At 41.6% G+C, this 22,698-nt stretch carries 18 protein-coding genes, 4 tRNA genes and 2 pseudogenes; 12 read left to right on the top strand and 12 right to left on the bottom strand.

Features of this window, described 5'->3' with window-relative positions; all coding sequences use genetic code 11:
• Positions 1 to 97: 97 nt before the first annotated feature.
• From AC4MCD_RS02310 to AC4MCD_RS02300, 3 genes are all read left to right on the top strand, one after another.
• Positions 98 to 784, top strand: coding sequence for a hypothetical protein (locus tag AC4MCD_RS02310; RefSeq protein ID WP_312210164.1), 687 nt, complete (start codon positions 98 to 100; stop codon positions 782 to 784).
• A gap of 207 nt (positions 785 to 991) precedes the next feature.
• Positions 992 to 1,651, top strand: coding sequence for a DUF3108 domain-containing protein (locus tag AC4MCD_RS02305; protein WP_373686180.1), 660 nt, complete (start codon positions 992 to 994; stop codon positions 1,649 to 1,651).
• A gap of 90 nt (positions 1,652 to 1,741) precedes the next feature.
• Positions 1,742 to 2,317, top strand: coding sequence for a xanthine phosphoribosyltransferase (locus AC4MCD_RS02300; protein ID WP_005233791.1), 576 nt, complete (start codon positions 1,742 to 1,744; stop codon positions 2,315 to 2,317).
• A gap of 282 nt (positions 2,318 to 2,599) precedes the next feature.
• Here the strand turns inward: AC4MCD_RS02300 and AC4MCD_RS02295 are convergent, their stop codons facing one another.
• The 3 genes and pseudogenes from AC4MCD_RS02295 to AC4MCD_RS02285 form a co-directional block, all read right to left on the bottom strand.
• Entirely contained in the window at positions 2,600 to 3,274 is a 675-nt protein-coding gene (locus AC4MCD_RS02295; RefSeq protein WP_419364193.1) for a hypothetical protein, read from the bottom strand.
• A gap of 86 nt (positions 3,275 to 3,360) precedes the next feature.
• Positions 3,361 to 4,563: a CsgG/HfaB family protein gene (locus tag AC4MCD_RS02290; RefSeq protein ID WP_491876522.1), complete on the bottom strand. Its 1,203-nt coding sequence runs from the start codon at positions 4,561 to 4,563 to the stop codon at positions 3,361 to 3,363.
• Positions 4,557 to 4,933: pseudogene (locus tag AC4MCD_RS02285) on the bottom strand (hypothetical protein). Before AC4MCD_RS02285 ends, AC4MCD_RS02290 begins: the two are co-directional and overlap by 7 nt.
• Before the next feature lie 835 nt (positions 4,934 to 5,768).
• On the opposite strand from AC4MCD_RS02285, the gene AC4MCD_RS02280 reads away from it, so the two are divergent.
• Positions 5,769 to 6,203: a hypothetical protein gene (locus tag AC4MCD_RS02280; RefSeq protein ID WP_171431289.1), complete on the top strand. Its 435-nt coding sequence runs from the start codon at positions 5,769 to 5,771 to the stop codon at positions 6,201 to 6,203.
• 50 nt (positions 6,204 to 6,253) lie between these two features.
• On the opposite strand, the gene wrbA is transcribed toward AC4MCD_RS02280, so the two are convergent.
• Positions 6,254 to 6,850: an NAD(P)H:quinone oxidoreductase gene (wrbA, locus tag AC4MCD_RS02275; RefSeq protein ID WP_419364190.1), complete on the bottom strand. Its 597-nt coding sequence runs from the start codon at positions 6,848 to 6,850 to the stop codon at positions 6,254 to 6,256.
• A 113-nt stretch (positions 6,851 to 6,963) separates the two neighbouring features.
• Here wrbA and AC4MCD_RS02270 point away from each other — a divergent pair, with 113 nt between their 5' ends.
• Positions 6,964 to 8,211, top strand: a complete 1,248-nt coding sequence (locus tag AC4MCD_RS02270; protein ID WP_419374474.1) for a YihY family inner membrane protein — start codon at positions 6,964 to 6,966, stop codon at positions 8,209 to 8,211.
• A gap of 131 nt (positions 8,212 to 8,342) precedes the next feature.
• On the opposite strand, the pseudogene AC4MCD_RS02265 reads toward AC4MCD_RS02270, so the two are convergent.
• From AC4MCD_RS02265 to AC4MCD_RS02255, 3 genes and pseudogenes are all read right to left on the bottom strand, one after another.
• Positions 8,343 to 9,280: pseudogene (locus AC4MCD_RS02265) on the bottom strand (DMT family transporter).
• Positions 9,281 to 9,538: 258 nt separating this feature from the next.
• Positions 9,539 to 10,180: a fumarylacetoacetate hydrolase family protein gene (locus tag AC4MCD_RS02260; RefSeq protein ID WP_180025515.1), complete on the bottom strand. Its 642-nt coding sequence runs from the start codon at positions 10,178 to 10,180 to the stop codon at positions 9,539 to 9,541.
• 26 nt (positions 10,181 to 10,206) lie between these two features.
• Positions 10,207 to 10,704, bottom strand: a complete 498-nt coding sequence (locus tag AC4MCD_RS02255; protein WP_419364187.1) for a YcxB family protein — start codon at positions 10,702 to 10,704, stop codon at positions 10,207 to 10,209.
• 160 nt (positions 10,705 to 10,864) lie between these two features.
• Here AC4MCD_RS02255 and AC4MCD_RS02250 point away from each other — a divergent pair, with 160 nt between their 5' ends.
• Positions 10,865 to 12,166, top strand: a complete 1,302-nt coding sequence (locus tag AC4MCD_RS02250; protein ID WP_491876521.1) for an SRPBCC family protein — start codon at positions 10,865 to 10,867, stop codon at positions 12,164 to 12,166.
• 100 nt (positions 12,167 to 12,266) lie between these two features.
• On the opposite strand, the gene AC4MCD_RS02245 is transcribed toward AC4MCD_RS02250, so the two are convergent.
• From AC4MCD_RS02245 to AC4MCD_RS02230, 4 genes are all read right to left on the bottom strand, one after another.
• A tRNA-Arg gene (locus AC4MCD_RS02245) sits at positions 12,267 to 12,343 on the bottom strand.
• A 575-nt stretch (positions 12,344 to 12,918) separates the two neighbouring features.
• Positions 12,919 to 12,995, bottom strand: a tRNA-Arg gene (locus tag AC4MCD_RS02240).
• Positions 12,996 to 13,043: 48 nt separating this feature from the next.
• Positions 13,044 to 13,120: transfer RNA gene (locus tag AC4MCD_RS02235), tRNA-Arg, on the bottom strand.
• 13 nt (positions 13,121 to 13,133) lie between these two features.
• Positions 13,134 to 13,223 (bottom strand) — tRNA-Ser (locus tag AC4MCD_RS02230).
• A 260-nt stretch (positions 13,224 to 13,483) separates the two neighbouring features.
• Here AC4MCD_RS02230 and rnr point away from each other — a divergent pair.
• The 6 genes from rnr (at position 13,484) to AC4MCD_RS02200 (ending at position 20,337) form a co-directional block, all read left to right on the top strand.
• On the top strand, positions 13,484 to 15,931 hold the full coding sequence (gene rnr, locus AC4MCD_RS02225; protein ID WP_491876520.1) for a ribonuclease R: 2,448 nt from the start codon (positions 13,484 to 13,486) through the stop codon (positions 15,929 to 15,931).
• Positions 15,932 to 16,318: 387 nt separating this feature from the next.
• Positions 16,319 to 16,591, top strand: a complete 273-nt coding sequence (locus AC4MCD_RS02220; RefSeq protein ID WP_491876519.1) for a hypothetical protein — start codon at positions 16,319 to 16,321, stop codon at positions 16,589 to 16,591.
• A gap of 83 nt (positions 16,592 to 16,674) precedes the next feature.
• Positions 16,675 to 18,714, top strand: coding sequence for a M3 family metallopeptidase (locus AC4MCD_RS02215; protein WP_491876518.1), 2,040 nt, complete (start codon positions 16,675 to 16,677; stop codon positions 18,712 to 18,714).
• Positions 18,715 to 18,754: 40 nt separating this feature from the next.
• The gene (locus AC4MCD_RS02210; protein ID WP_171064841.1) at positions 18,755 to 18,967 is read left to right on the top strand and encodes a YheV family putative zinc ribbon protein; all 213 of its coding nucleotides are present in this window, start codon (positions 18,755 to 18,757) and stop codon (positions 18,965 to 18,967) included.
• Positions 18,968 to 18,981: 14 nt separating this feature from the next.
• Complete coding sequence (locus AC4MCD_RS02205) at positions 18,982 to 19,401, top strand: hypothetical protein (RefSeq protein ID WP_419364177.1); 420 nt, start codon at positions 18,982 to 18,984, stop codon at positions 19,399 to 19,401.
• Positions 19,402 to 19,461: 60 nt separating this feature from the next.
• The gene (locus AC4MCD_RS02200) at positions 19,462 to 20,337 is read left to right on the top strand and encodes a DMT family transporter (RefSeq protein ID WP_341120256.1); all 876 of its coding nucleotides are present in this window, start codon (positions 19,462 to 19,464) and stop codon (positions 20,335 to 20,337) included.
• Between the two features lie 48 nt (positions 20,338 to 20,385).
• Here AC4MCD_RS02200 and AC4MCD_RS02195 read toward each other — a convergent pair whose 3' ends face one another.
• On the bottom strand, positions 20,386 to 22,668 hold the full coding sequence (locus tag AC4MCD_RS02195) for a TRAP transporter large permease subunit (RefSeq protein ID WP_491876517.1): 2,283 nt from the start codon (positions 22,666 to 22,668) through the stop codon (positions 20,386 to 20,388).
• Positions 22,669 to 22,698: the final 30 nt, after the last annotated feature.

Below are 22,698 nucleotides of genomic sequence, written 5' to 3'. Positions count from 1 at the left end.
TATTTTGCTAAACTGCAAGCTGAAACTCTTGTATTTTTTATACAATTCGACAAGATACACTTCGAATTAAAACATATAATTGCCAGGATGCTTAAAGATGCAAACGCTAATTTCCAATATTTCTAATAAAATTCGCCAGGCGTATCAAAAGGCGGAAGGATTTATTGAGGATGAACGCGAATTCCCTTTGTCTCAAGTTTTCCTGAATGCGACATTTCAACGTTTTGTTACTGACAATGTTTCCATGCTGAAAGATCTGCATGCCGATCTGCATGATGACTGGTTACGACTCTATGCTACGCTGGACTATAAAGGTCTGAATGTGACCTTATCGGTTGATTTAAAACTGGTGCAAATGGAGCTGAATAAGAATACGCAGCTCATCGTATTTGAACAGATCAGTGATACCCAGTTGATTGAAGCTAAATATCCAAATGTCTTTTATAAACTGGGTGTGCGCTTTGCCCTGTTTTTCTATCAGCGCGTACTGCACAAGGATCCTCTTGGCATGATTCTGGAAAAACTCGGCGTCATTAAAGTAAAAGATGATTTATTGCATCTGGATCTGAATCGCTGGTTAGGTAAAAACCGCTCGGTGATTGAGACGCTAGGTAAGGTTCATGTGAACCATGCAGTACTTCGTGAAGCTGAACTGGTGGTAATCGGTAATGTGAATCTTGCAGCCCTGTTCAGAAAGCTTTCTCAGGAAAAAGAAGAGAAATGGGACGAAGACGACATGGATGACAATAAAGTCACACCGATCAAACAGAAAGAACCGACTTAAACTGTGTGTAATTCAACATCTAAACAAACACACCAGTAAATACATGAAATATACATTTTTATTGAAAATCTCCCTTCATTTTCCATATTTTGACCAAATAATAAAAAGTAGAAAGTGATCAATTTTATCTGAAATTACACAGGACAATTTTTTATGGCGAAAACTGTATTCAAAACTTTAGGTGTGACTGCAGGCTTGACTACCGCAATGGTACTTACTGGTTTATCCACCCAGACCTTCGCCATGGCGCCCTTCCAGGCCAATTATCAGTTTAGCTATAATGGAAAAAATATGGGTTCTGCTACCCGTACCTTGAGCAAATCTGGTAATAACTGGACCTATGTTTTTGCAGCTAAAGCAGGTGGTGTAGCTTCGGCAACTGAAACCAGCCGTTTCACTTTTAATAATGGCAAGATTGGTTCAAGCAGTTTCAGCCGTACCAGTAAGATTCTGGTGCATAGCAATACCATGAGTATCAACTTTAATCCGTCTAGCAAAACAATCAGTACCAAGAAGGATGATGAAAAACGTTCTTTTGCCTGGAGAGCAGATGTACTGGATGAGCTAAATGCTGAATTGCAGATTCGTGAAGACCTGAAAAATGGTGGTTTAAAATCGAATTACTACATTGCTGATGCCAAAGAGGTAGAAGGCCGTAAATTCGTCAAACAAGGTACAGAAACGGTGAGCACCAAATATGGTTCATTTAGTACCATTAAAGTAGTGATTAAACACAACAAACCAGGCCGTGAAACTACTTTCTGGTTAGCACCGAAACTGGACTACTTACCAGTTAAAGTATCGCATGTCGATAAGAAAACCTCTTACGGTTTACTGCTGACCGGCTATAACGGTAAAACGAACTAAGGTTTTTTGGTGAATTTCGCTTGATTTTTTTTGGGTGCTTTTTACAATACGCTTTTGCTTTAAAAAGCACCTGCTCTTGAGGATTCTCCCGTGCACGCACTAGAACAGAAAATCTTAGCCGAAGGTATCGTTCTATCTGAAGAAGTTTTGAAAGTTGATTCTTTCTTAAATCACCAAATTGATCCAATCATGATGCAGCAAATTGGTCAGGAATTTGCGCGTCTGTTTAAAGATGCTGGTATTACCAAAATTATTACTATTGAAGCATCGGGTATTGCACCTGCAGTCATGGCAGGCTTGGAGCTTGGTGTTCCAGTAATCTTTGCACGTAAATACCAGTCTCTCACGTTAAAAGATGATTTATACCGTTCTAAAGTATTTTCATTTACCAAACAGACTGAAAGCACGATTGCCATTTCAAATAAACACATCAGCTCAACTGATAAAGTTTTAGTGATCGATGACTTCCTGGCAAATGGTCAGGCAGCACTTGGTCTTGCTGACTTGATTCATCAGGCGAATGCTGAAGTGGTAGGAATCGGGATTGTGATTGAAAAATCATTCCAACCAGGCCGTGACCTGTTACTTGAAAAAGGTTACCGCGTTGAATCACTAGCGCGTGTGAAATCTTTAGCGAATGGTACTGTCGAATTTGTTCGAGATTAAATTTACAAATGAATATCTTAAAGGGTGCTTCGGCACTCTTTTTTATTGGATTTTTTTAATTTCGGTTAGTTAGGAATAACTAAAACATAGCTATAAAACTATCTATTTTCGACTGCATATAAATAGTTGTACTTCGACTTTTTCTTATGAAATTTCAATACAGCTCAAGCCTTAAGAATTTATTATCCGACAAATAACAACAATTTAAACTGATATTATTATAAAATAAGAGGCCTAACTATCTGCCAATAGTTAGGCCCTTGGTTTATTTTCAACAATAAACTATTTGACAGTCACAGTAATACTACCGCTGTTAACAGCACCAATGGCGGTAGTTGTGATGCTGTTGTTAACAGCAGTTTGAGTTCCTTCTGCAATTGCACTTACAGATGCATCAATGGTACCTGCATTGTAAGCAATATTTGCTGCACTATAATTACTTAAAGTTTCATTGATTTGCTCACTATAGTTGGTCGCCAGTGTAGTACTCACCACTTCTGAGATGTCTGAACTATCAGCAACCTCTGAGAGCTCTTCTACAGTTTCTGAGTTATTAGTTGCACTGGTAACTTCACTGTAGTCATAGTTATATGTCTCATCTGATACATCTGATATCACGCGATTAAAGCTACCTTGCTCTAGTGTAATACTACCTGTATTCGCGGCACCAATTGCTGTAGTTTCAATCGTACCCTCAATTGAACTAATTGCATCCTGTGCTTCTCTTGATACCTCTCCTAATGCTTGTAAATCGACGCTGGCATCAACATCACCTGTATTTACTGCAAGATTCAAGGCAGAACCATTTTCCACCTGCTGAGAGATCGACTCCAAGGTCGCTTGTAAACCAGTATCTACGGTTACTTCAGTTGGTGTTTCATCATCTTGAGCATATGCCATACCTGCACCAGACAGGAAAGCGACGGATAAAGCGATTGTTTTGATCGTGTTTTTCATCGTTGTTTTTCCTTTTTTAGCTTTGAAATACTTCTCGCTCAGTATTTCTTTCTCATAATGGGAGCGAGCCCATATTTACTGGTCAATTAATCTCGCTGAGAACTTGACCAGTAATTTTCTATAACTTCAGGATTGGCATCCCACAACATGGATACCTTCTCCTCTTCTTTTTCTTTAGAATTCATTTCTTGCGAATCTTTTTCGTTCTTTACTACACCTGAAGAAGACGAAGCTTTTTTCTTACTGATATATTTAATTAAATCTTGTTTACTCATTTCAGGATCTGCTTCAGTATTCTGAATCACCTCGGATTCTTTGTTTTTAGGTGGCTTCGTATCTTTACTCGGTGAATTGGTCGATTTATTTTTTTCATTGGATGAAGAAGATTCTGTTACAGCTGATTCTTGAACAGCAGTGCTGGACGCTATACTGTTTTGCTCCTGACTTTTTTTGTACTTATGCAGAGCCACAGAACTTCGTGTCAGATTGAGCTGACCATATTCAGGTGGTATTTGTGCACGGCAACCAGCAAAGACAGGAGGTGGAACAACCTGACTGAGTAATTCAAAAGTGGCCAGATTCAACATTTGGCGTAAAGCAAAATTAGTCGCCTCACGTTCTCCTTTACCGATTTGAACATTTAACAAGGTACGTCCAGTAAACCGCCCTGCACTAACGCCATAATCCTGTGCAGCAATCTGCTTTTGCAGCGATACATTCGCAACGACTTTACTCGTACGTGTATCGGTAAGAGATAAATCCAGACCAACCATAATACGGGTTTGACTATAGTTCGGGCCAACACCCGCAATCTGCATATCAAATCCACCACCCGGAATAAAATCCAGACTGTTAATACTGCCAGTCACATAATAATCAGAGGCCTGAATCTGTCTTGGATCCCGAATCCCCCACTTGGCTTCACTTTCAATAATTCGGGGATCACGTCGGTTCATTAAGTTGACTCCCGCCTGAAATAAAGCGGACTGCACCATATCTCCAGCGCCTTGAGTGACCATTTTCCCACTACCACCATTGGTCACCACATCTTTGCCGGTTTGATCCAAAATCGCACCTACAGAGAAGCTGACATCATTACGTAATTGTCCTTTTAAACAGGATAAAGCCATATCAAAAGGAGTAAAAATATCGGTAATAGGAGGTCCTTGTACCAGTTTCACCGGTTTCTTATTGGAGGGGGCCAAACCAGTACACCCAGTTAGAAAATAGCTCAAAAGCACCGGTAAGCTCACAAAAGAAATCTTTCTTCTGGATGGAAAATTCAGCATGCTGATTCTCCCTGTCTGGTACTTAAGTTAGGACACTGTTTGGTATTTTGATTGGTATTCGAATTTACAGGAGCTCCATTTAGAAGCTCGCTTGCAATATCTATATTGTTATCCGAACCCTCTATGTTGATATTATTAGTCGGCGTATTTACTGTACCGATAGAGGTAGTTGAGGTGCTATACACCGTGGTTTTCCTAATCCAGAATAATAATCCGACTCTCTAAGTTCGATCAGGTTTGCTTGAACCAAATTTTCACTAGAACGTGCTGCTGATGCTTTCCAACGCTGACTCCACTCATCTGAGGTTGCATAAGCGCTACTTAAAAAACATAAACAAATTAAACCCATATTGATCGCCAATATTCTCATAATATTAATATCCTCTGATTCAAAATGTTTATTTAGTTTTTTACTTTAAATAAGATCTAATTTATCTAAAAAATATTTAATCAGATAAAAAAATAAAATAAAGAAATTATCCGTATTCACATATTTTTTATTTTTAAATAAAAATTTAAACTTATGTTTTTATTAAAATTAAATAAATTTGTTTATAATTTGTGATTTGTAATAAATTATTATTAAGAAAAATAATGAATATAAAATTCATTTAATAAACTTGATTTAAATAATATATTTTAAATATTTAAATTAATAAAAAATTAATCTTAAAATAATTAATATTCTCTTCCTTTTTATTTTTATAAAGTCGTAAATTTTTATTTTATTAGCATTTCTAGAAATAATAATAAATATCACATATTAAATAAAATATAATTAATCAATTACCCTGAAAGGCATTTATAAAGAAAGTCTGTTCTATAGATATTTTTTCGTCTCAATATGCCAATTGTCTTTATATACTCGCATGACCACGGACTTCTTCTTATATTTAGCCACGGCTCAAAACTATTCAAACAGAGAAATGCCTGACTAAATCCCTAAAAAAAGCATATTCATGCTTTAGCTCTGCATATTGTTCACCCCATAGATTAAAAAAATTATAAAAGTGGAAAATGCATGTATTTACAACTCAGCTAAACTTCTCTGAATAAAATTCCACTAGAATCAAATTGGTATGAAATGTTCCTGACTTCAATATTCAGAACCTACATACTGTTGAGCCGGATGTGTTGGATAGCTGCTGGTCTAAGTAAGATCCCATGTCACACATTTGCTTAAAATGAATAAATACTAATCGCTGATGGAAAATCCTATGCAATGTCCTAAATGTGGTTCAACGGAAATTGAGCTACGCGATCACGAAAAGAATCTGAAAAAAATTGGTGGTATTTTAATGACCTCAGCTGGTGCCACTGCGGGCACAGTGGGTGGCGCAGCTTCTGGCGCTTCAATTGGCGCTGCCATTGGAACGGTCGCAGGTCCTTTAGGGGTAATTGTAGGCGGCACGGTGGGAACCTTCGTAGGCGCAATCAGCGTAGGCATTACTGGAGGCGTGGTCGGAAACTTCTTAGGTAAAAAAGCAGGCGTTTCTGTAGATCGCAATCTGTTTCTGGATTATCAGTGTCTGAATTGCAAACATAGATTCAGTCAAAAAGATCAAAAAGATCAAAAAGATCAAAAAGATCAAAAAGATCAAAAAGATCAAAAAGATCAAAAAGATCAAAAAGAAGATTAATAAAATCAAGGAAATGAAGCTGATTCTCCATTTCCTTTTTAATTAAAGCCTTAAGCCTGATGGAGTTTTAAAGCAACTTCGGCCAGACGTTTGCCCTGTACTTCACATAAAATTTTCTCATCCTGGCTTAATCCTTGGTCATGACGCGGGCCACTCACATGACTAGCACCATAAGGTGTACCACCACTTTTAGTATTGGACAGCGCTGGCGTTGCATTGCTTAATCCCATGATCATCATACCGTGATGAAACAATGGCGGTAGCATCGTCAGTAAAGTACTTTCCTGTCCGCCATGCATTGAGCCTGACGCGGTAAAAACACAGGCTGGCTTACCATGCAAAGCGCCATTCAGCCATAAACTGGTGGTCTGATCCCAGAAGTATTTCATTTCTGAAGCCATATTCCCAAAGCGGGTGGGTGAACCTAATGCCAAAGCAGCACACTGGGCAAGATCATCTAAAGTACAGTAGATATCGCCTTCTGCCGGAATACTCGGCTCTGCTTCTTTCACCACCGTCGCAATATTTGGAACAGTGCGAATTTTTACAGCCATCCCTGCTGCTTCAACACCATTCGCAATCAGATGTGCCATTTCTTTGGTTGAGCCATATTTGCTGTAATATAAAACAAGGACATAAGGTTGCATAAAGTTCTTATTCATTACTTAAAAAAATAAAACTATACGGTATTTCGCAACTTTTTTGGGTAAGCTGAAGAATGAAAATTCATGATGAATAAAAAAATTGAGATTGAAAGCGCATGATCGTTGAATATTTAAAGAAGTTACCTTTTTATGAAAAACACTGGTTTCAATTTATTTTATTTGTACTACGGCGTTTTGAGGCTGACCGATGTCGTGAGCAGGCCGGTTCACTGACCTATACCACCCTGTTTGCTGTAGTTCCAATGCTGACCGTGTTTCTGGTCATTATCTCTTCAATCAGGGCATTGGAACCGGCACGACAACAGCTCCAACAGCTGATTTATAGTAACTTTTTACCTAAAACAACGATTGCTTTCGATAAAGCGCTCAATGCCTTCACGGAGAAGTCCAGCAATTTAACTATTATCGGTATTCTTTTCTTATTCATCACCACAGTACTGATGCTCAGTAGCATCGAAACGGTCTTTAACCGGATCTGGCGTGTGACTGAAACCCGCGGTGGCATTATCGGTTTTATGCGTTACTGGACTATTATTTCACTCGGTCCAATTCTGCTGGGCAGCGCCTTTGTGATTTCTTCTACTTTAGCCTCCATGAATATTCTCAGTAATAACTTTGCCGGTTATGAACTGGATGGCGCCTTTATTCTCTGGGTAATATCTTTTTCTCTGACCGTGCTTGGCTTTTTTATTCTGAACTGGACTATTCCCAATCGGAGTGTACCGCTCAAATCTGCTTTTATTGCCGGCCTGTTTAGTGCCATCGTATTTGAGCTGCTGAAAAACCTGTTCGGCTTTTTGATGTCAAACTTTACCAGTTATGAAATTGTTTACGGCGCTTTCGCAGCTGTCCCTATTTTCCTGCTCTGGATTTACCTGTCCTGGATTATTGTATTGTTGGGCGTGGAAATCAGCTATGCCCTGACTGCATTCGAATCTGGGCAAGACAATAAGCGTCATCCGATCGTCATGTTACTGGATCTATTAGAACTGTTTTATAAAAAGCAGAAAACTGGTGAAAGTATCAGTGAAGCACAGGCACTGGAAGTTTTAGGACGGGATGAAATTGGACGCTGGCCAAGCTATGTCAGCATGTTTGAAAAACAGAATCTGATTAAACGCACGGATGATAATGAATATGTGCTGGTACGCGATCTGGATCAGGTCAGCTTCTGGAATTTTTATCTACAGCTTCCTTATCCTTTACCGCGCAAACAGCATCTGACTGATGTGCATACTGATGATCTCTGGATGCAAAAGTTCTCACCTAAACTGAATGAAACTGATCAGTTTCTGGAAGAAAAACTCAATTTTCCATTATCAGAACTGTTCCGCAGTAAATAAGTTTAATCCTCTCTTTTGAGAGGATTAAATTTAAGTAGATTGATTTGATTTTCAGCAAATAATCGTCCTTGCTTTCATTAAAGCTATACTTATCCAAAAACTAAGTGTCGTCATTTTCATTGACCGGTTTTTTATATAGATGTCTGAGTCTTGATCTGAGGCTCAGGTTTCTTTAACCATCCCTGTAAACTCACCAGAATCACGCCCAGCATCACCATACAGGTCCCGACAATAAAATTGATCTCGATATGTTCATTTAGAATCAATACGCCAAACAGCATGCCAAATACTGGGGTTAAAAAGGAAAACACCCCTAAACGTGAAGCCAGATAATGTTTTAGCATCCAGAACCAGATCAGATAACTGGCAAAGGAAATCACCACCGTATGAAAAATCAGGCTGGAAATCGACAAAGTTGTCCATTGAATACTGGCTTGCCCAGTCAAAAAGGACAAAGGCAACAACACCATGCCAGCGATCAGCAATTGATAGAATAAGGTCTGGGTTGCAGGTGCTTCAGCCAGCGAGCTCAGACGTACACTCACGGTCGTGGCTGCCCAGAATACACCAGCCAGTAATGCCAGAAAATCTCCCCATAAGGCATGAGGTTGTAGAGCAGATCCTGTCTGTGGACGCAGCACGAAACTCACTACAATACCGCTAAAAGCAAGGAAAATTCCTCCCCATTGCACATGAGACAAACGTTCCGCTGGCAGTTTCCAGTGCAAGCCTAAAGCCACAAAAATCGGTGCGGTATAGAGCAAGACAATGGTATGCGAAGCTGAGGTATAACGCAGCGCCTCACCCACCAGATAAAATTCAGCGGCAAACAGCACACCCACCAGTAAACCCGCAGACAAGTATCGTGCACTCCAAAGCTGACGGCGTACACTCTGCTGAATTAAAGGATAAACCATAAGTGCAGATAAGGCTGAACGTAATGCAATTTGCATCAGGGCAGAAATATCACTGGCCGCCCATTTCAGTACGACCTGCTGCAAACCCACAACATACATAGTACAAACATAATGGCAGATGCTTTAACATCTAGTGCCTGACGATGATTCAAATATATTCCTGTTCTTGATTGGAGCCGCTACACAATAAAATTTTCAGAAGTAGAAGATATACTTCAAAATAGACACACGATGGGGTGATTCAGGCAAAAAGAGTGATGCATAAAAAACGATTTAGACGCTATCCAATTTATATCTAGAAACTGAATGGCAACGGTGCCTGATCAGTCTGATAAATTATCCCTTGCTCATTACACTTTTCTAAACAAAATAAAGGAGCCCTTCGGCTCCTTGATCTCAAAAATCCGGTCTTACTTTACAAATGTCGTCCAGACATAATCCTGATTTTGGCCTTTTAGGGTCATTTTCAACTGATCACCCGATTGTAAGGCTGCCACTCCTGCTGGTGTACCGGTCATGACCACATCACCTGCTTCCAGTGTGAACACTTGACTGATGTCGGCCAATAAAGTCGCAATATCAAAAATCAATAAAGCTGTATCGCCTTTTTGACGCAGCTCATCATTGATCTCCAGCTTATAGTGCACATCTTTCCAGTCAGCAATCACATCACCTACTGGCACCCAGTCTGCGAGTACACAAGAACCATCAAAAGCTTTGGCCCGTTCCCAAGGTTGACCTTTTTTCTTCAGATCATCTTGTAGATCACGTAAGGTCAGATCCAGACCTAAAGTCACAGCGCCAATTGCCTGCAAAACTTTGGCAGGATCATTTTCCTTGCTTAAGGTACGGTCAATACGCAAACTTAGTTCACACTCATAATGACAGTTGCCCCAGTCCGGATTCCATTCAATACCAGCATCCAGTGATGTCAAAGCACTCGGTGGCTTGATAAACAGCACAGGACGATCAGGTACCGCATTTCCAAGCTCTTTGGCATGGTCAGCATAACTGCGACCGACACAAACAATTTTTGATGGACGTGTACTCATGATCTCTTTCCTGTTCTTGATCTGTCTTATTTCTTAAAGGTATTTTCGAAAATGCTTTGCTCGGCACCATCTTTAAAGGCACGTTTTGGCACAATCACCACTGTACGGTTTTTCAGTTCCAGCATATAGGTCAGCTTGCCGACAGCAAAACTTTGTACTTCATTATAATGCACGACCTTGCTACGTCCGTTATTGAAAATTTCTGCATAGTCCTGAAACAGGTCAATGCCCTGTTCACTTTTTCCAAACTGATATTTTACAAACTGGCGCTTAAACATCATCGGCAGGAACCAGTAGCGCATGATGCCCTGTAAAATCAGGAAGAAGGCACCCAATGCCACATAATAACGGCCAACCCCATTCAGTCCCATTGAAAAGCCCCAGATAATAATCCCGATACTGACCAAAGGCGTCAGAAAGCGTGAAATCTGTTTTTTGCCAAAAGTGGCCAGAGCAAATCCATCCTGAGATTCTTCTAAAGTGAGATAATAACGGGTGGATAAAGTTGGTGCTGACTCAGTCATAGCATCACATCAAAAATATAAAATCCTGATCCATACTATATCAAAATATGCTTGAAACTCATGGCTTATGCTATCAATTACATAACTTTGCTTTGGAAATAACTAAATTTAGTTTTAAATAAATCATCATTAAAACAAAAAATACACAATAGGATATTGGATGAAAGGATTGATCCCCTATTTGCTGATGAGTAGTACCTTATGTGCAATCTCACCGGCTTTCGCAAAAATAACGCCATGGACCCCTAATCTGCCAAGCAGTCTTGATGTATTTCAGGGCAATTCTCAACAACTGGCTGAACTCACTGGCGAGCGTATCCTGATTTATGCACATCCTGCCAGCAAAACCCATTTACCGACTTTTAAAACGGCTTCTAGCAGCAAATCCCAGTTTTATAGTGCGGCTGTGGTCTTGCCTGCATCTGAAGCACAAGTCGAAAAATTACTGCAACATTATCCGAATTATGTTGGCCTGTTTCCGACCCTGAAATCCGCCAAAGTGATTGAACAGCAAGGGAGCATTCAGCAAGTCAAATATCAAGTACATATTCCTACCCCAATTCCAGTCTTAAACTTTAAAGAAACTGTGGTAATGCAGCATCATCTGGAAAATAACAGTATCAGCACACTAATTCTGGATGCGCCAATTCCCTATGGGGCCGGAAAGCTAGAATGGTTTGCACTGGGTCCCAATAAAACCTTAGTGACGGTGACGCAATGGGGCGATCTAAACCAGCCGCAAGGTTTTCTATTTAGCAAGATCCTGAATGCCCTGCCGGAAGCCAAACTCGGCATTCCTGCTGGCACTAATGCCTTTCTGCTTGAAGCTTTACAGCAGCGTTTTAGATATCCTGCTGCCATAGCTTTAAATACGGCAGTGCCCCGGGTTCAGCTCAGTAATCAGCAAACCCAGAAAATTGCCCAGCTCAGTCAAAAATCAGGACAGCCTGTCAGCTTTATTTTGCCCAATTATCAGGTCAAGGCCGGTAAAAGTTCAGAAAATCTAAGATTCAGTACCACCTATCAATATTTCTCGCATCCGACTGAGAAGCTGCAGCCCTGGTTATCGGCTCAGGCCAGCCAGAAACTCTTTCCACGACAAATCAAAAAAGTGGAACTGAACCCAGTCAACCCGCAAAGTATTGATGCCAACTACAAGGTATCAGTCGGCTTGGGCGTCATTCAGATTCCCTTTAATTTTAAAATGCGTTTTGAACAGCCAAATACCTTACAAAACCAGTTCTATGCCAATGGCGGAGATTTAAAATTTGTACGGGGTGGAATGAAGCTTTTGCCGCAATCTCAGGGAACGCTATTCCAGATCACCAGTTCCATGAAAATTCATGATCAGGCACCGTTCTTACTGAAAGCCATGCGCAGCCTTCCCTATCATGACATGTTGCCGGCTGTTGGTGGCAATACTGTCTACGCACTGAAAGTACAACAAAAGTTAAAGTCTTAAGTTCATTTCTAATTATTGGTTTTTTATATGAAAAATTAAAAACTAAAGACGTAAAAAAACCGCATCAATGTGCGGTTTTTTCAGAATTCTTTATCAAGATTGGTGCGCTCAGAGAGATTCGAACTCCCGACCCCTTAGTTCGTAGCCAAGTGCTCTATCCAGCTGAGCTATGAGCGCGACGTCTTGATGAAGTGCATTATATATGAATTTCAGCTTTTGTTAAGTGCTTTTAAGCAATTTTACGTACGAGTGTTTAGTATTTAAGCATAACGCTGCTTTTTGATTAAAAGCCCAACAAGTTTAATCATATTTTACCGACTGGATATTTTGAGCATAAATAAAACCCTTTAAATTTATACATTTTTTATATTATTTAAGTCTAAAGTTAAACAAAATTTCAGATCATATGAGTCAAAAAATATTGACTAGCACTTCATGTATCAAAACAGCAATAATAATCCAAGGAAATATTAAGATAATGTAGATTAAATCCACATTGTTACAACTACTCGCTATCAAAATATTACAATCAGAATTTAAAGTAAGTAGAAAGAAGATCAATAGTAATATGTGGTAGATGATAAAACTGCTGAAGACATATTTTTTTAACTTTTTTTTATTCATTTTAATTATCTTTATAGTTTTAATTTTTCAGTATAAACACACATCTATCAATGTTCACAAATTTCAGGCACAAAAAAACCGCAACATATGCGGTTCTTTGTCAATTTTACATCTTTCGATGTTCAAGTTGGTGCGCTCAGAGAGATTCGAACTCCCGACCCCTTAGTTCGTAGCCAAGTGCTCTATCCAGCTGAGCTATGAGCGCGTAACTTGTGTCGTCTTTATAGACTGCGTTATTTTCCGGTTTACTTATTGGTGCGCTCAGAGAGATTCGAACTCCCGACCCCTTAGTTCGTAGCCAAGTGCTCTATCCAGCTGAGCTATGAGCGCGACATAAGTAAAGTGGCGGTGAGAGAGGGATTCGAACCCTCGATACAGTTACCCGTATGCGTCCTTAGCAGGGACGTGGTTTCAGCCACTCACCCATCTCACCGTAACGTGCCGCCATAATACAAATTTCGGCATAGCACTGCAAGCACAGCTTGAAAAAAAACTGCATATTTTTGCTCGTTTAAATACTTTTTAAACAATTTCCCTATTTTTAGTCATTTAAGTCCTGAAAAACCCGATAAATTTCCAGTTATCTAAAATTAGCCAAAAATCGAAAACTTAAACAGATTATTGCAATCATTTACGTGCAGTCTGCACTGACATGACTTATGCTAAACCTATCTCCAAGGACACTTTAAAGATATGATGAAAAATTGGGTCGATCCTGAAGCAAAAGCTGAAGCCGAACGTTATGACAACCCTATTCCAAGCCGTACCCTGATTCTCGAAACTATAGAAGAAAAAACTGCCCTGTCCCATGCTGACCTGGTGGAATATTTTGAAATTGCCGATCAAAAAAGTATTGATGCCCTGAGCCATCGTCTGATTGCGATGGTACGTGACGGGCAATTGATGAAAGACGGTTACAAGTTCCAGATCGCGGCGGAACAGCCTGAGCATGAAGCAACGGTATATATCAACTCCAAGGGAAGCGGCACAGCCAATATTTCAGGTGAAGATGACCTGCTCTTACCTGAGCGTGAATTGCGTCAGGTCTTTAACGGTGACCGTGTTAAAGTCCGTCAGACCTCAGTAGATCGCAAAGGTAAAGCCTGGGGCTTTATTACTGAAGTCTTGCAGCATCGTGTCAAACAGATCATTGGTAAAGTGTCTGAATATGAAGGTGAATACTTTGTTCAGCCAGCCAATCCAAATGCACATCAGCCAATTACTCTAGAAAAAGAGCTGATCGAGCATGCCAAGGTCAAAGTCGGCGATTCAATCCGCGTGGCGATTGACACCTACCCAACCAAAGAAGAATTTGCGACTGGCCATATTGTGCAGTCGATGGCAGACAAAGCCGATACCGAAATCATCATTCCACAGACGATTCTGGAATATGGCCTGCCGTATGAATTTCCTGAAGAAGTCTTGAAAGAAGCGGAAAGTTTTAAAGAACCTTCTGACAAAGACCGTGAAGGCCGTGTCGATCTACGTGATTTAGCGCTTGTCACCATTGACGGTGAAGATGCACGTGACTTTGATGATGCGGTCTATGCAGAAAAACGTCCGGGCGGTGGTTATCGTGTCGTCGTGGCGATTGCTGATGTGAGTCATTATGTACGTCCGGGCAAACCGCTGGATGATGAAGCGCAAGAACGTGGGACATCCGTGTATTTCCCGCACTTCGTTTTACCAATGTTGCCTGAAGCACTCTCTAATGGCCTGTGTTCATTAAATCCGAATGTCGACCGTCTGTGCATGGTCTGTGACCTGAAACTGTCACGAGCTGGCCGAGTGACCGGGTATGAATTCTACCCTTCAGTGATGCATTCCAAGGCACGTCTGACTTATGACCAGGTCGCGAAGTATTTTGAAGGTGATAGCACAGCAATCACTGAAGATCGTAGTGTACGTAAATCACTGAACACCCTGTTCCAGTTGTATCAGATTCTAAAAGGCTTACGTGCTGAACGTAATGCAATGGAATTCGAAACCATTGAAACCTATATGACCTTCGATGAGCTGAGCGGTATTAATGAAATTCTGCCACGTACCCGCAATGATGCGCACAAGCTGATTGAAGAATGTATGTTGCTGGCTAACGTGGCTGCTGCGGAATATGCACTGAAAAATGAAATTCCAATGCTGTACCGTGTGCATCAACCACCAGAATTTTCACGTATCCAGAAAGTACGTGACTTCGTTAAGCTCCTCGGTCTGAAATTTCCGGAACAGCCAACCCAGAAAGATTATCAGGAAGTTATTGAAGCAACTAAAGACCGGATCGATGCACCAAGTATTCATGCAGTCTTGTTACGTTCAATGATGCAGGCCTACTACGGCGCGAAGAATGATGGTCACTTCGGTCTGGCATATGATGCTTATACGCATTTCACTTCACCGATCCGTCGTTACCCCGATCTGTTATTACATCGTGCTATCAAAGCCCATCTGAATAAAAAGCCATATCCAATTTCAGGTGCCTCTTTAGATGATGCCGGTGAGCATTTCTCAGCAACAGAACGCCGTGCCGATGAAGCATCTCGTTCTGTAACGACCTGGCTGAAATGTCACTATATGCAGCAGCATCTTGGTGAAGAGTTTGTCGGAATTATCAGTGCTACGGCTGAATTTGGTTTGTTTGTCACACTGAAAGACCTCTATGTCGATGGTATGGTGCATGTGAGCCAGTTGGGCGATGACTTCTTTGTCTTTGATCAAAGCAGCCAGAGTCTGGTCGGCCAGAACCGCGGTCAAATCTTCGGTCTGGGTGATGAAGTCAAGATCAAGGTTGCAGGAGTCAATCTGGAAGAACGCAAAATTGATTTTGAACTGATCCAGCAACTGACTCATGCGGGTCGTCCAATTCGCGCCCGTGCTCCACGTGTCGCAGAAAAAAAACCTGCACCACGTCCGGAAGCAAAAGAGGAAGTCTTCAATAATCATGAGCGTGCGCAAAAAGCCCAGCCCAGTGATGATGGAGAACAGCCCATACGACGCAAAAAAGACAAATCCAAGCCCAGTTCCTACAGTAAAAAGCCTGCTAAAAAATCTGCAGGAAAGTCTGAAGCAAAGGCTAAAGATAAAGTAAAGAAAAAAGCCAAGATCAAAAAGAAAAAGTCGAATGCAAAAGTCAAGACTGAATAATTTCTGATGATCATAAAAAGGGCGCTACGGCGCTCTTTTTATTTTATAATTCAGTTAAATAAAGATTAAAAAAATATCATGCTTATTGCATCAAATAATAAACAACATTTGCATATCTATGCGATTCTAATTTTTACAATTTTGATCTTCAGTGACTTTATTGCACTCAAGTATTTTAATTTCGTAGCAACGCCACTTACGAATTATTTTGCATTGATTATAAGCTGTGTCATATATATTGGGATATTGCTGTATTTTTTCAGACTCAAACAGCATGGTTTATGGTTTCCACCTTATCATTGGCGTAATTTCAGAAAGCGGCCCAAATTTTATAGTCTTTTTATCTTTCCTTCGATCATGATGTCAGCACTTTGGATTAATCTGACCATGTATCCACCATATCTTTATACGAAGCTGACAGGCGAAACTAACAGTATTTCAATTACTACTCAGGCTAGGAAATTCAAAGGTGTTCGAAATCATATCTCTTATGCCTTTGACACAGAATATAGATATTTACCGGTTATGGAGCTATCTGTTTCAGAATTTCAGCTTTATCAAAATAAATCCGTTGAACTACAGCTTAAGCTTACAACAAGTACTTTAGGCAGCATCGTGCATGAGATTGAACGAATCAATATCCAGCCTGAAGTCGAATAAATAATACCGTCGTATGCTTGATTTCCCTGCCAATAAGCCCTACATCTAGATTTAACATAGGAAATGACTTCGGCAGAAACGACATGACATTAGAAAAAGCAACTTTACCCGTTCCACAATTTGATCAGATTACCCTGGCAGATCTTAAACAAAAAATTGAAAACTGCATTCAGCAAGGTTTGCAATTTCTAAATGAACTGACCCAGACACCTGATACTGTCCAGGAACAACTTGCGGTTCTGAAACAGGTTGATACGCTAGAAAATAATATGAGCGAGTCCTGGGGCGTTTTGTCGCATCTGAACGCAGTCATGAATAACAATGAGACCCGTGATGTCTATCAGGCATTATTACCGGGCCTAAGTGATTACTATACCCAGCTAGGCCAGCACACAGCGCTCTATCAAACCTATCAACATGTACAGGATGCACCGGTCTTCAATGAACTGCCGGAAGCTCAGCAAAGTGCAATTAAACTGGCGCTACGTGACTTTAAATTGTCAGGTGTGGCTCTAGAGGGTGAAGCAAAAAAACGCTATGCAGAAATTTCTGCACGTTTGTCACAACTTTCCTCAGATTTCTCCAACCATGTACTGGATGCAACTCAAGCTTACTTCAGACCGCTTAAGGAAGAAGAATTAGCTGGCCTGTCTGAAAGCAATATTGAACTGTTAAAACAATATGGCCAGCAACGTGAACTGGATCAACCGGTTGCCACTTTAGATTTTCCATCTTATTTGGCCATTATGACTCATGCCGAAGATCGTGGCCTGCGTGAAGAGCTCTATAAAGCCTATACCACGCGCGCATCAGATCAGTCCGAACAGACTGAATTTGACAATACAGCCAGCATGGAAGAAATCCTGAAATTACGTCAGGAAATGGCAGCACTCTTAGGCTTTAATAATTATGCCGAATATTCACTGGCCAGCAAAATGGCACCGAACGTCGAAGCTGTGGATGAATTCCTGCGTGATCTGGCGGAACATGCCCGTGCGCCTGCTGAACAGGAAGTGGCTGAACTGAAAGCGATTGCTGCTGAAGATGGTATTACTGAATTAAAACCTTGGGACAGCAGTTACTATTCTGAAAAGCTGAAAATGCAGCAGTTTAATCTGTCTCAGGAATCGCTAAAACCCTACTTCCCGGCTCCAAAAATCTTGCAAGGTCTGTTCAGCATCCTGAAACGTTTATATGACATTCAGGTGGTTGAACGTGAAGCGCCAGTTTGGCATCCAGATGCGCGTTATTTTGAACTGGAAGACCAAGGCGAAGTGATTGGCGGTTTCTATTTTGACCTCTATGCACGTCAGGGCAAACGTGGCGGTGCCTGGATGAGTGGCTTCCGTTCACGCATGCAAATTGCTGAAGGATTGCAAAAACCGATCTGTTATATGGTGGCAAACTTTACTCCACCTGTGGGTAACCGCCCTGCACTACTGACTCATGATGAAGTGATTACCCTGTTTCATGAATTTGGTCACGGTCTGCATCATATGCTGACAGAGGTGGACAATATTGCCGTGGCTGGTACACATGGTGTGGATTGGGATGCTGTCGAACTACCAAGCCAGTTTATGGAATTCTGGGCCTGGGATCAGGACAGTTTAAACCTGCTCAGCGAACATATCGAAACCAAGGAAGTTTTACCTGCTGACTTGTTAAAAGCCTTGCTGGATGCTCGTTTCTTCCAGTCCGGTATGCAGACTTTGCGTCAGCTGGAATTTGCTTTATTCGACCTGACCATTCACCGTGCCAATCCGGCATTGAATGCTGAACAGATTCAGGCAACCTTGAACGAGATTCGTGAAAAATACGCCGTTTTACCCACTACACCATATAACCGGTTCCAGCACAGCTTCAGTCATATCTTCGCGGGTGGATATGCAGCGGGCTATTATTCTTATAAATGGGCAGAAGTTTTGGCCAGTGATGCCTTCGATCGCTTCGAAGAAGAAGGAATTTTTAACACTGAAACCGGAAAGCAGTTTAGACAAAAAATTCTAGCAGTTGGCGGAAAAGATACAGCACTTGACGCATTTATCAATTTCCGCGGACGCGAGCCAAAAATAGATGCTTTGTTACGTCATCAAGGTTGGACGAACCGCTCTAAAAACGCTTAAACTACGTTTTTAAGTAAATCACAGGGTGAGTATGATGGCTATCAAACGTCGTTTCATTGCAGGCGCAAAATGTCCTAAATGTCAGGCGTTGGATCGGATCGTTATGCTGACCTCTGGTGAAGCTGAATGGATTGAATGTATCGAATGTGGGTATGAAGAAAACCGTCCTACCCATATCGAGGAACCTGAGTCACCAGCCGTTCCGGATGAAATTGGTGTGATTCAGTTTAAACCCCGTCAGCCAAAAGAATAATTTCGGGAACCTAAATGACTCTAGATCATCGACAAAATCCTAAACTTTTATGGGGAATAGTGAGTGGATTAATTGTTGTGATTATTGCTGTTTTAATAATTACACAGTTTTTTCTCACACAAAATGAAACATTACCGGCACATCAGGGTGACTTGATGCATGCACCGGTGACACAAGCCGCACCTAAAGCAGAACCTGAACCAGAAGAAATTGTGCCTACTTCTGAAAATGTTCTGGTCGATGCCTCTATTATGAGAGAAGAAGTCACTGAAAATGCCACTTTGGCGAAAGAAGAAATTGCCAAACTGGAAGATATTCAGCAACAGCTCAATGAGCAGGAAAAAAGCCTGAAACAACAGCATAGTGATGCGGATGAACTAATTAAACTCAAAGAGGAACAAATCAAGTTACTCGAAGCACAACTGGCACAATAGTCGGAATGAGTTAGGGATTTTCAGCTAGAATATCCACAGATTTTCTAGCTAAGTTCCCTCATGAGTGTAGCCTCTCCCTCGCATCTGGTTAAGGCAATTGTCTTTCTGACCTGTTCCGCTTTTTTGTTTTCAGTCATGGGCGTCTGTATCCGCTTCGCCTCACACACCGTTGACAATGCCACTGTGGTATTTTTCCGGAATTTTGTCGGCCTGTTTATTTTTCTTCCTTTGATCTTCAATAAAGGCATTAGCTTTTTTAAAACTGAAAAACTCTGGATGCACACCTGGCGCTCTGTCGCAGGTTTGACGGCGATGTATGGCTTTTTCTATGCCATTGCACATTTAAAGCTTTCTAATGCCATGGTCTTCACTTATTCCTCACCGATTTTTATTCCACTAATTGCCTGGCTGTTTCTAAAAGAAAAAGTTACTCAAAGCATGTTACTGGCTGCTGCGATCGGTTTTATTGGCGTGTTGTGCGTGGCTAAGCCTGATTCCGGTTTATTTAACCTGATGTCTGTGATTGGCTTGAGTGCCAGCTTCCTGGCTGCTATGGCTTTTGTCACGGTTCGTGCACTGACTCAGACCGAACCACCAGAACGGATTGTGTTTTATTTCTGTCTGATCGGCACCCTGATTTCCATGGTTCCAATGTTCTGGCATTGGCGTCCTTATACTCTGACTGAACTCGGTTATTTAATTGCAGCCGGTTTATTAGCAAATACCAGCCAGTTATTTCTATCCAATGCTTATAAACTGGCACCTGCTGGTCAGATTGGGCCAGTGAACTATATTGCGATTTTCTTTGCTGGCTTATGGGGCTTTTTATTCTGGCAGGAAGTTCCGGATCTCTATAGCCTGCTCGGACTAGGACTGATATTTTGTGGGATTTTACTTTGCAGTCCTGTTTTACAAAATAAGCTTAAGCTACGTTAAAACCATAATAAAAAAAGCACCCGAAGGTACTTTTTTTATTTGTTTAAATTACTGATACCAGCCGAAGAGCTTAAATACATAAGGCACATAGGCAATGATCAGCATCGCTGGCAGCAACACGATCATTGGTAAAATCCAGCGCTCATAACGGTAATAGAAGGACTTATGTCGAACTTCTGCATCCGCCTCGGCCACCTCAGCATCACCAATGGATTGCCTTGCCAACAGATGGTTCAGGGCAACAGGTGGTGTTACATAACCTAGTTCGAAACCAATCAAGGTAATCATCCAGAAATGTACCGGATGAATTCCATACTGATAGGCGACTGGTGCAACCGTTGCTGAAATCAGGATCACCGCACCGAACGGGTCCATGATCATGCCAACGAACACCATCAGGCCAACAATCATGGAAATCACCAGAATGGTACTGCTAATATCTGTCGGAAACGCTTCCATAATTTCCATACGTTCCAGCAGGCCGCCCACACTGACAGATAGTGCCATCAAAATCACCAGCGCACCAATGTGTCCAACCGTTTCACTGGTCGAAATGTGTAATGATTTCCAGAAGCCAACTTGACGCAGGCTTTCACCAACAGTCGAACGTTTTACACCATGATTTACAGCCAGCTCACCGCCCTGCTGCTCAATATGGTCTGCTTCACGATACTCAGCATTAATAGCTGTACCCGCGGTCGCCATTGCAGGCGTATTTCCTGAACCTAAGGTTGTGGTTAAGGTTTCATCCCAATGCCCTACTGGCGGTAATGGTGCAGGCTCATGACGTAACTTATCAAATAGCACGATCATCAACAGAATCACTGGCATCATGACAGGTGCAGTAAATTCATTCAGATCTGTAGACAATGCATATTTGTAGAACAGCCAGATCAGGATGAAAATCACGATATAAGGAATCACATTTACAAAGGCACGTGCAGACTGTGGTGCCGCCAGACCAGGTGCAGCAATACGGAACTTGCTTTCAGCAAAGAATAGCGAAATGATCAGGAACAATGTTGAACTGAGCAGGAAGACATAGACACCGTAGTGATACAGCATATCTGTCGTCACTTCCTTGTTCAGTGAAGCCACCACAACAATTAATAGACATGGACGAAGCACCACACCGAGTGAACCGGACATCGCAGTTGCTGCCAAGGCAAACTGACGGCGACCACCGGCATTCCACACTTCCTTATAAATGATCGCACCTGCAGCAATCACGAAAATCCCGGATGCACCGGTATAAGCGGTTGGTAGTGCAGCTGCCAGCAGGATTAACCAGGTCAAGGTTTCTGGCGCCAGATTCCATGGACGCAGGATATTCAGGAACATGTCTACGACACGGGTTTGTTTCAGCAACATACCAGCCCAGATAAATAAGGCCAGATTCAGGAAGATACTCGAAAACTCAACCAGTTGCCCCAGATAGATACCCTGACCCATCGGGTAATCCATCAAGAAGACAAAGTTAAACCCCGTACTGATAGCCATATAGGCATACAGTGGGATGCTTAAGAAAGCCAGTCCAAAACTGCCTCCCTCTCGGGTCGCCTGAGGTGGCTTAATAACTTGGTACAGACTGATCAGGGTCAATGTCCCAAAGAGAATCATCCATAACCAATAGACATACTTCATGTCTCCCATCGGCACCCCGGAATTCAGCACCGACATATATTGGCTATAGGAAGAATAAACCAGGAAACTGTTCGCGATCAGCATCGCCACAGAATAGACTTTGAAATCGATACGGGTGGCCGGGCTACGTAGACCGATATGATGGGTTTTTAATGTCGCACTGATTGCAGCAAATACCACCATGATGATCAGTAGCAAGGCACGGTTTTCAGTCCCGAACTTGAAAATGCCAAAGAATGAAGTTTCAAAACTGCGATAGGCACGAATACTTGGATGCGCCTCAATATGCGTCATCGCCTTGTCATAGAACTGGTAAGACTCTTCACAGACCTGTTGTGCCTGCATAACTGCAGCACGCACATCCGCTTCAGAACGTACACCGAAGAAATCGGCATATTCATCGGCGGCATCTGCTTTCATCTGCTCCTGAACTTTTTGATCGACATTAATATTACGATCACATTGAGGCGCTTTCGGTTCAGCACGCAAAAACGAATACTGCATGCCTGTTGCCGGATCACCATACAGACGCTCGCCCATACGCAGCAACTGACCATGAATCATTTCCCCGGTTCCAATCACCAAGGTCAGTAAGAGCAAGATGAGCACGACAAAGGTCGAGATCCACTCTGTCCAGATATAACGTAACAGACCTAATCCCGATCTGTTTTGATTATCGTTGTGCATGTATTTTCCTATTCTTGTTTTCGCGCCTTA

Source organism: Acinetobacter sp. CAU_H_78 (genome assembly GCF_058599365.1).
The sequence above is the reverse complement of the archived record's forward strand: the minus strand, read 5'-3'. Positions and strand labels throughout refer to the sequence as shown.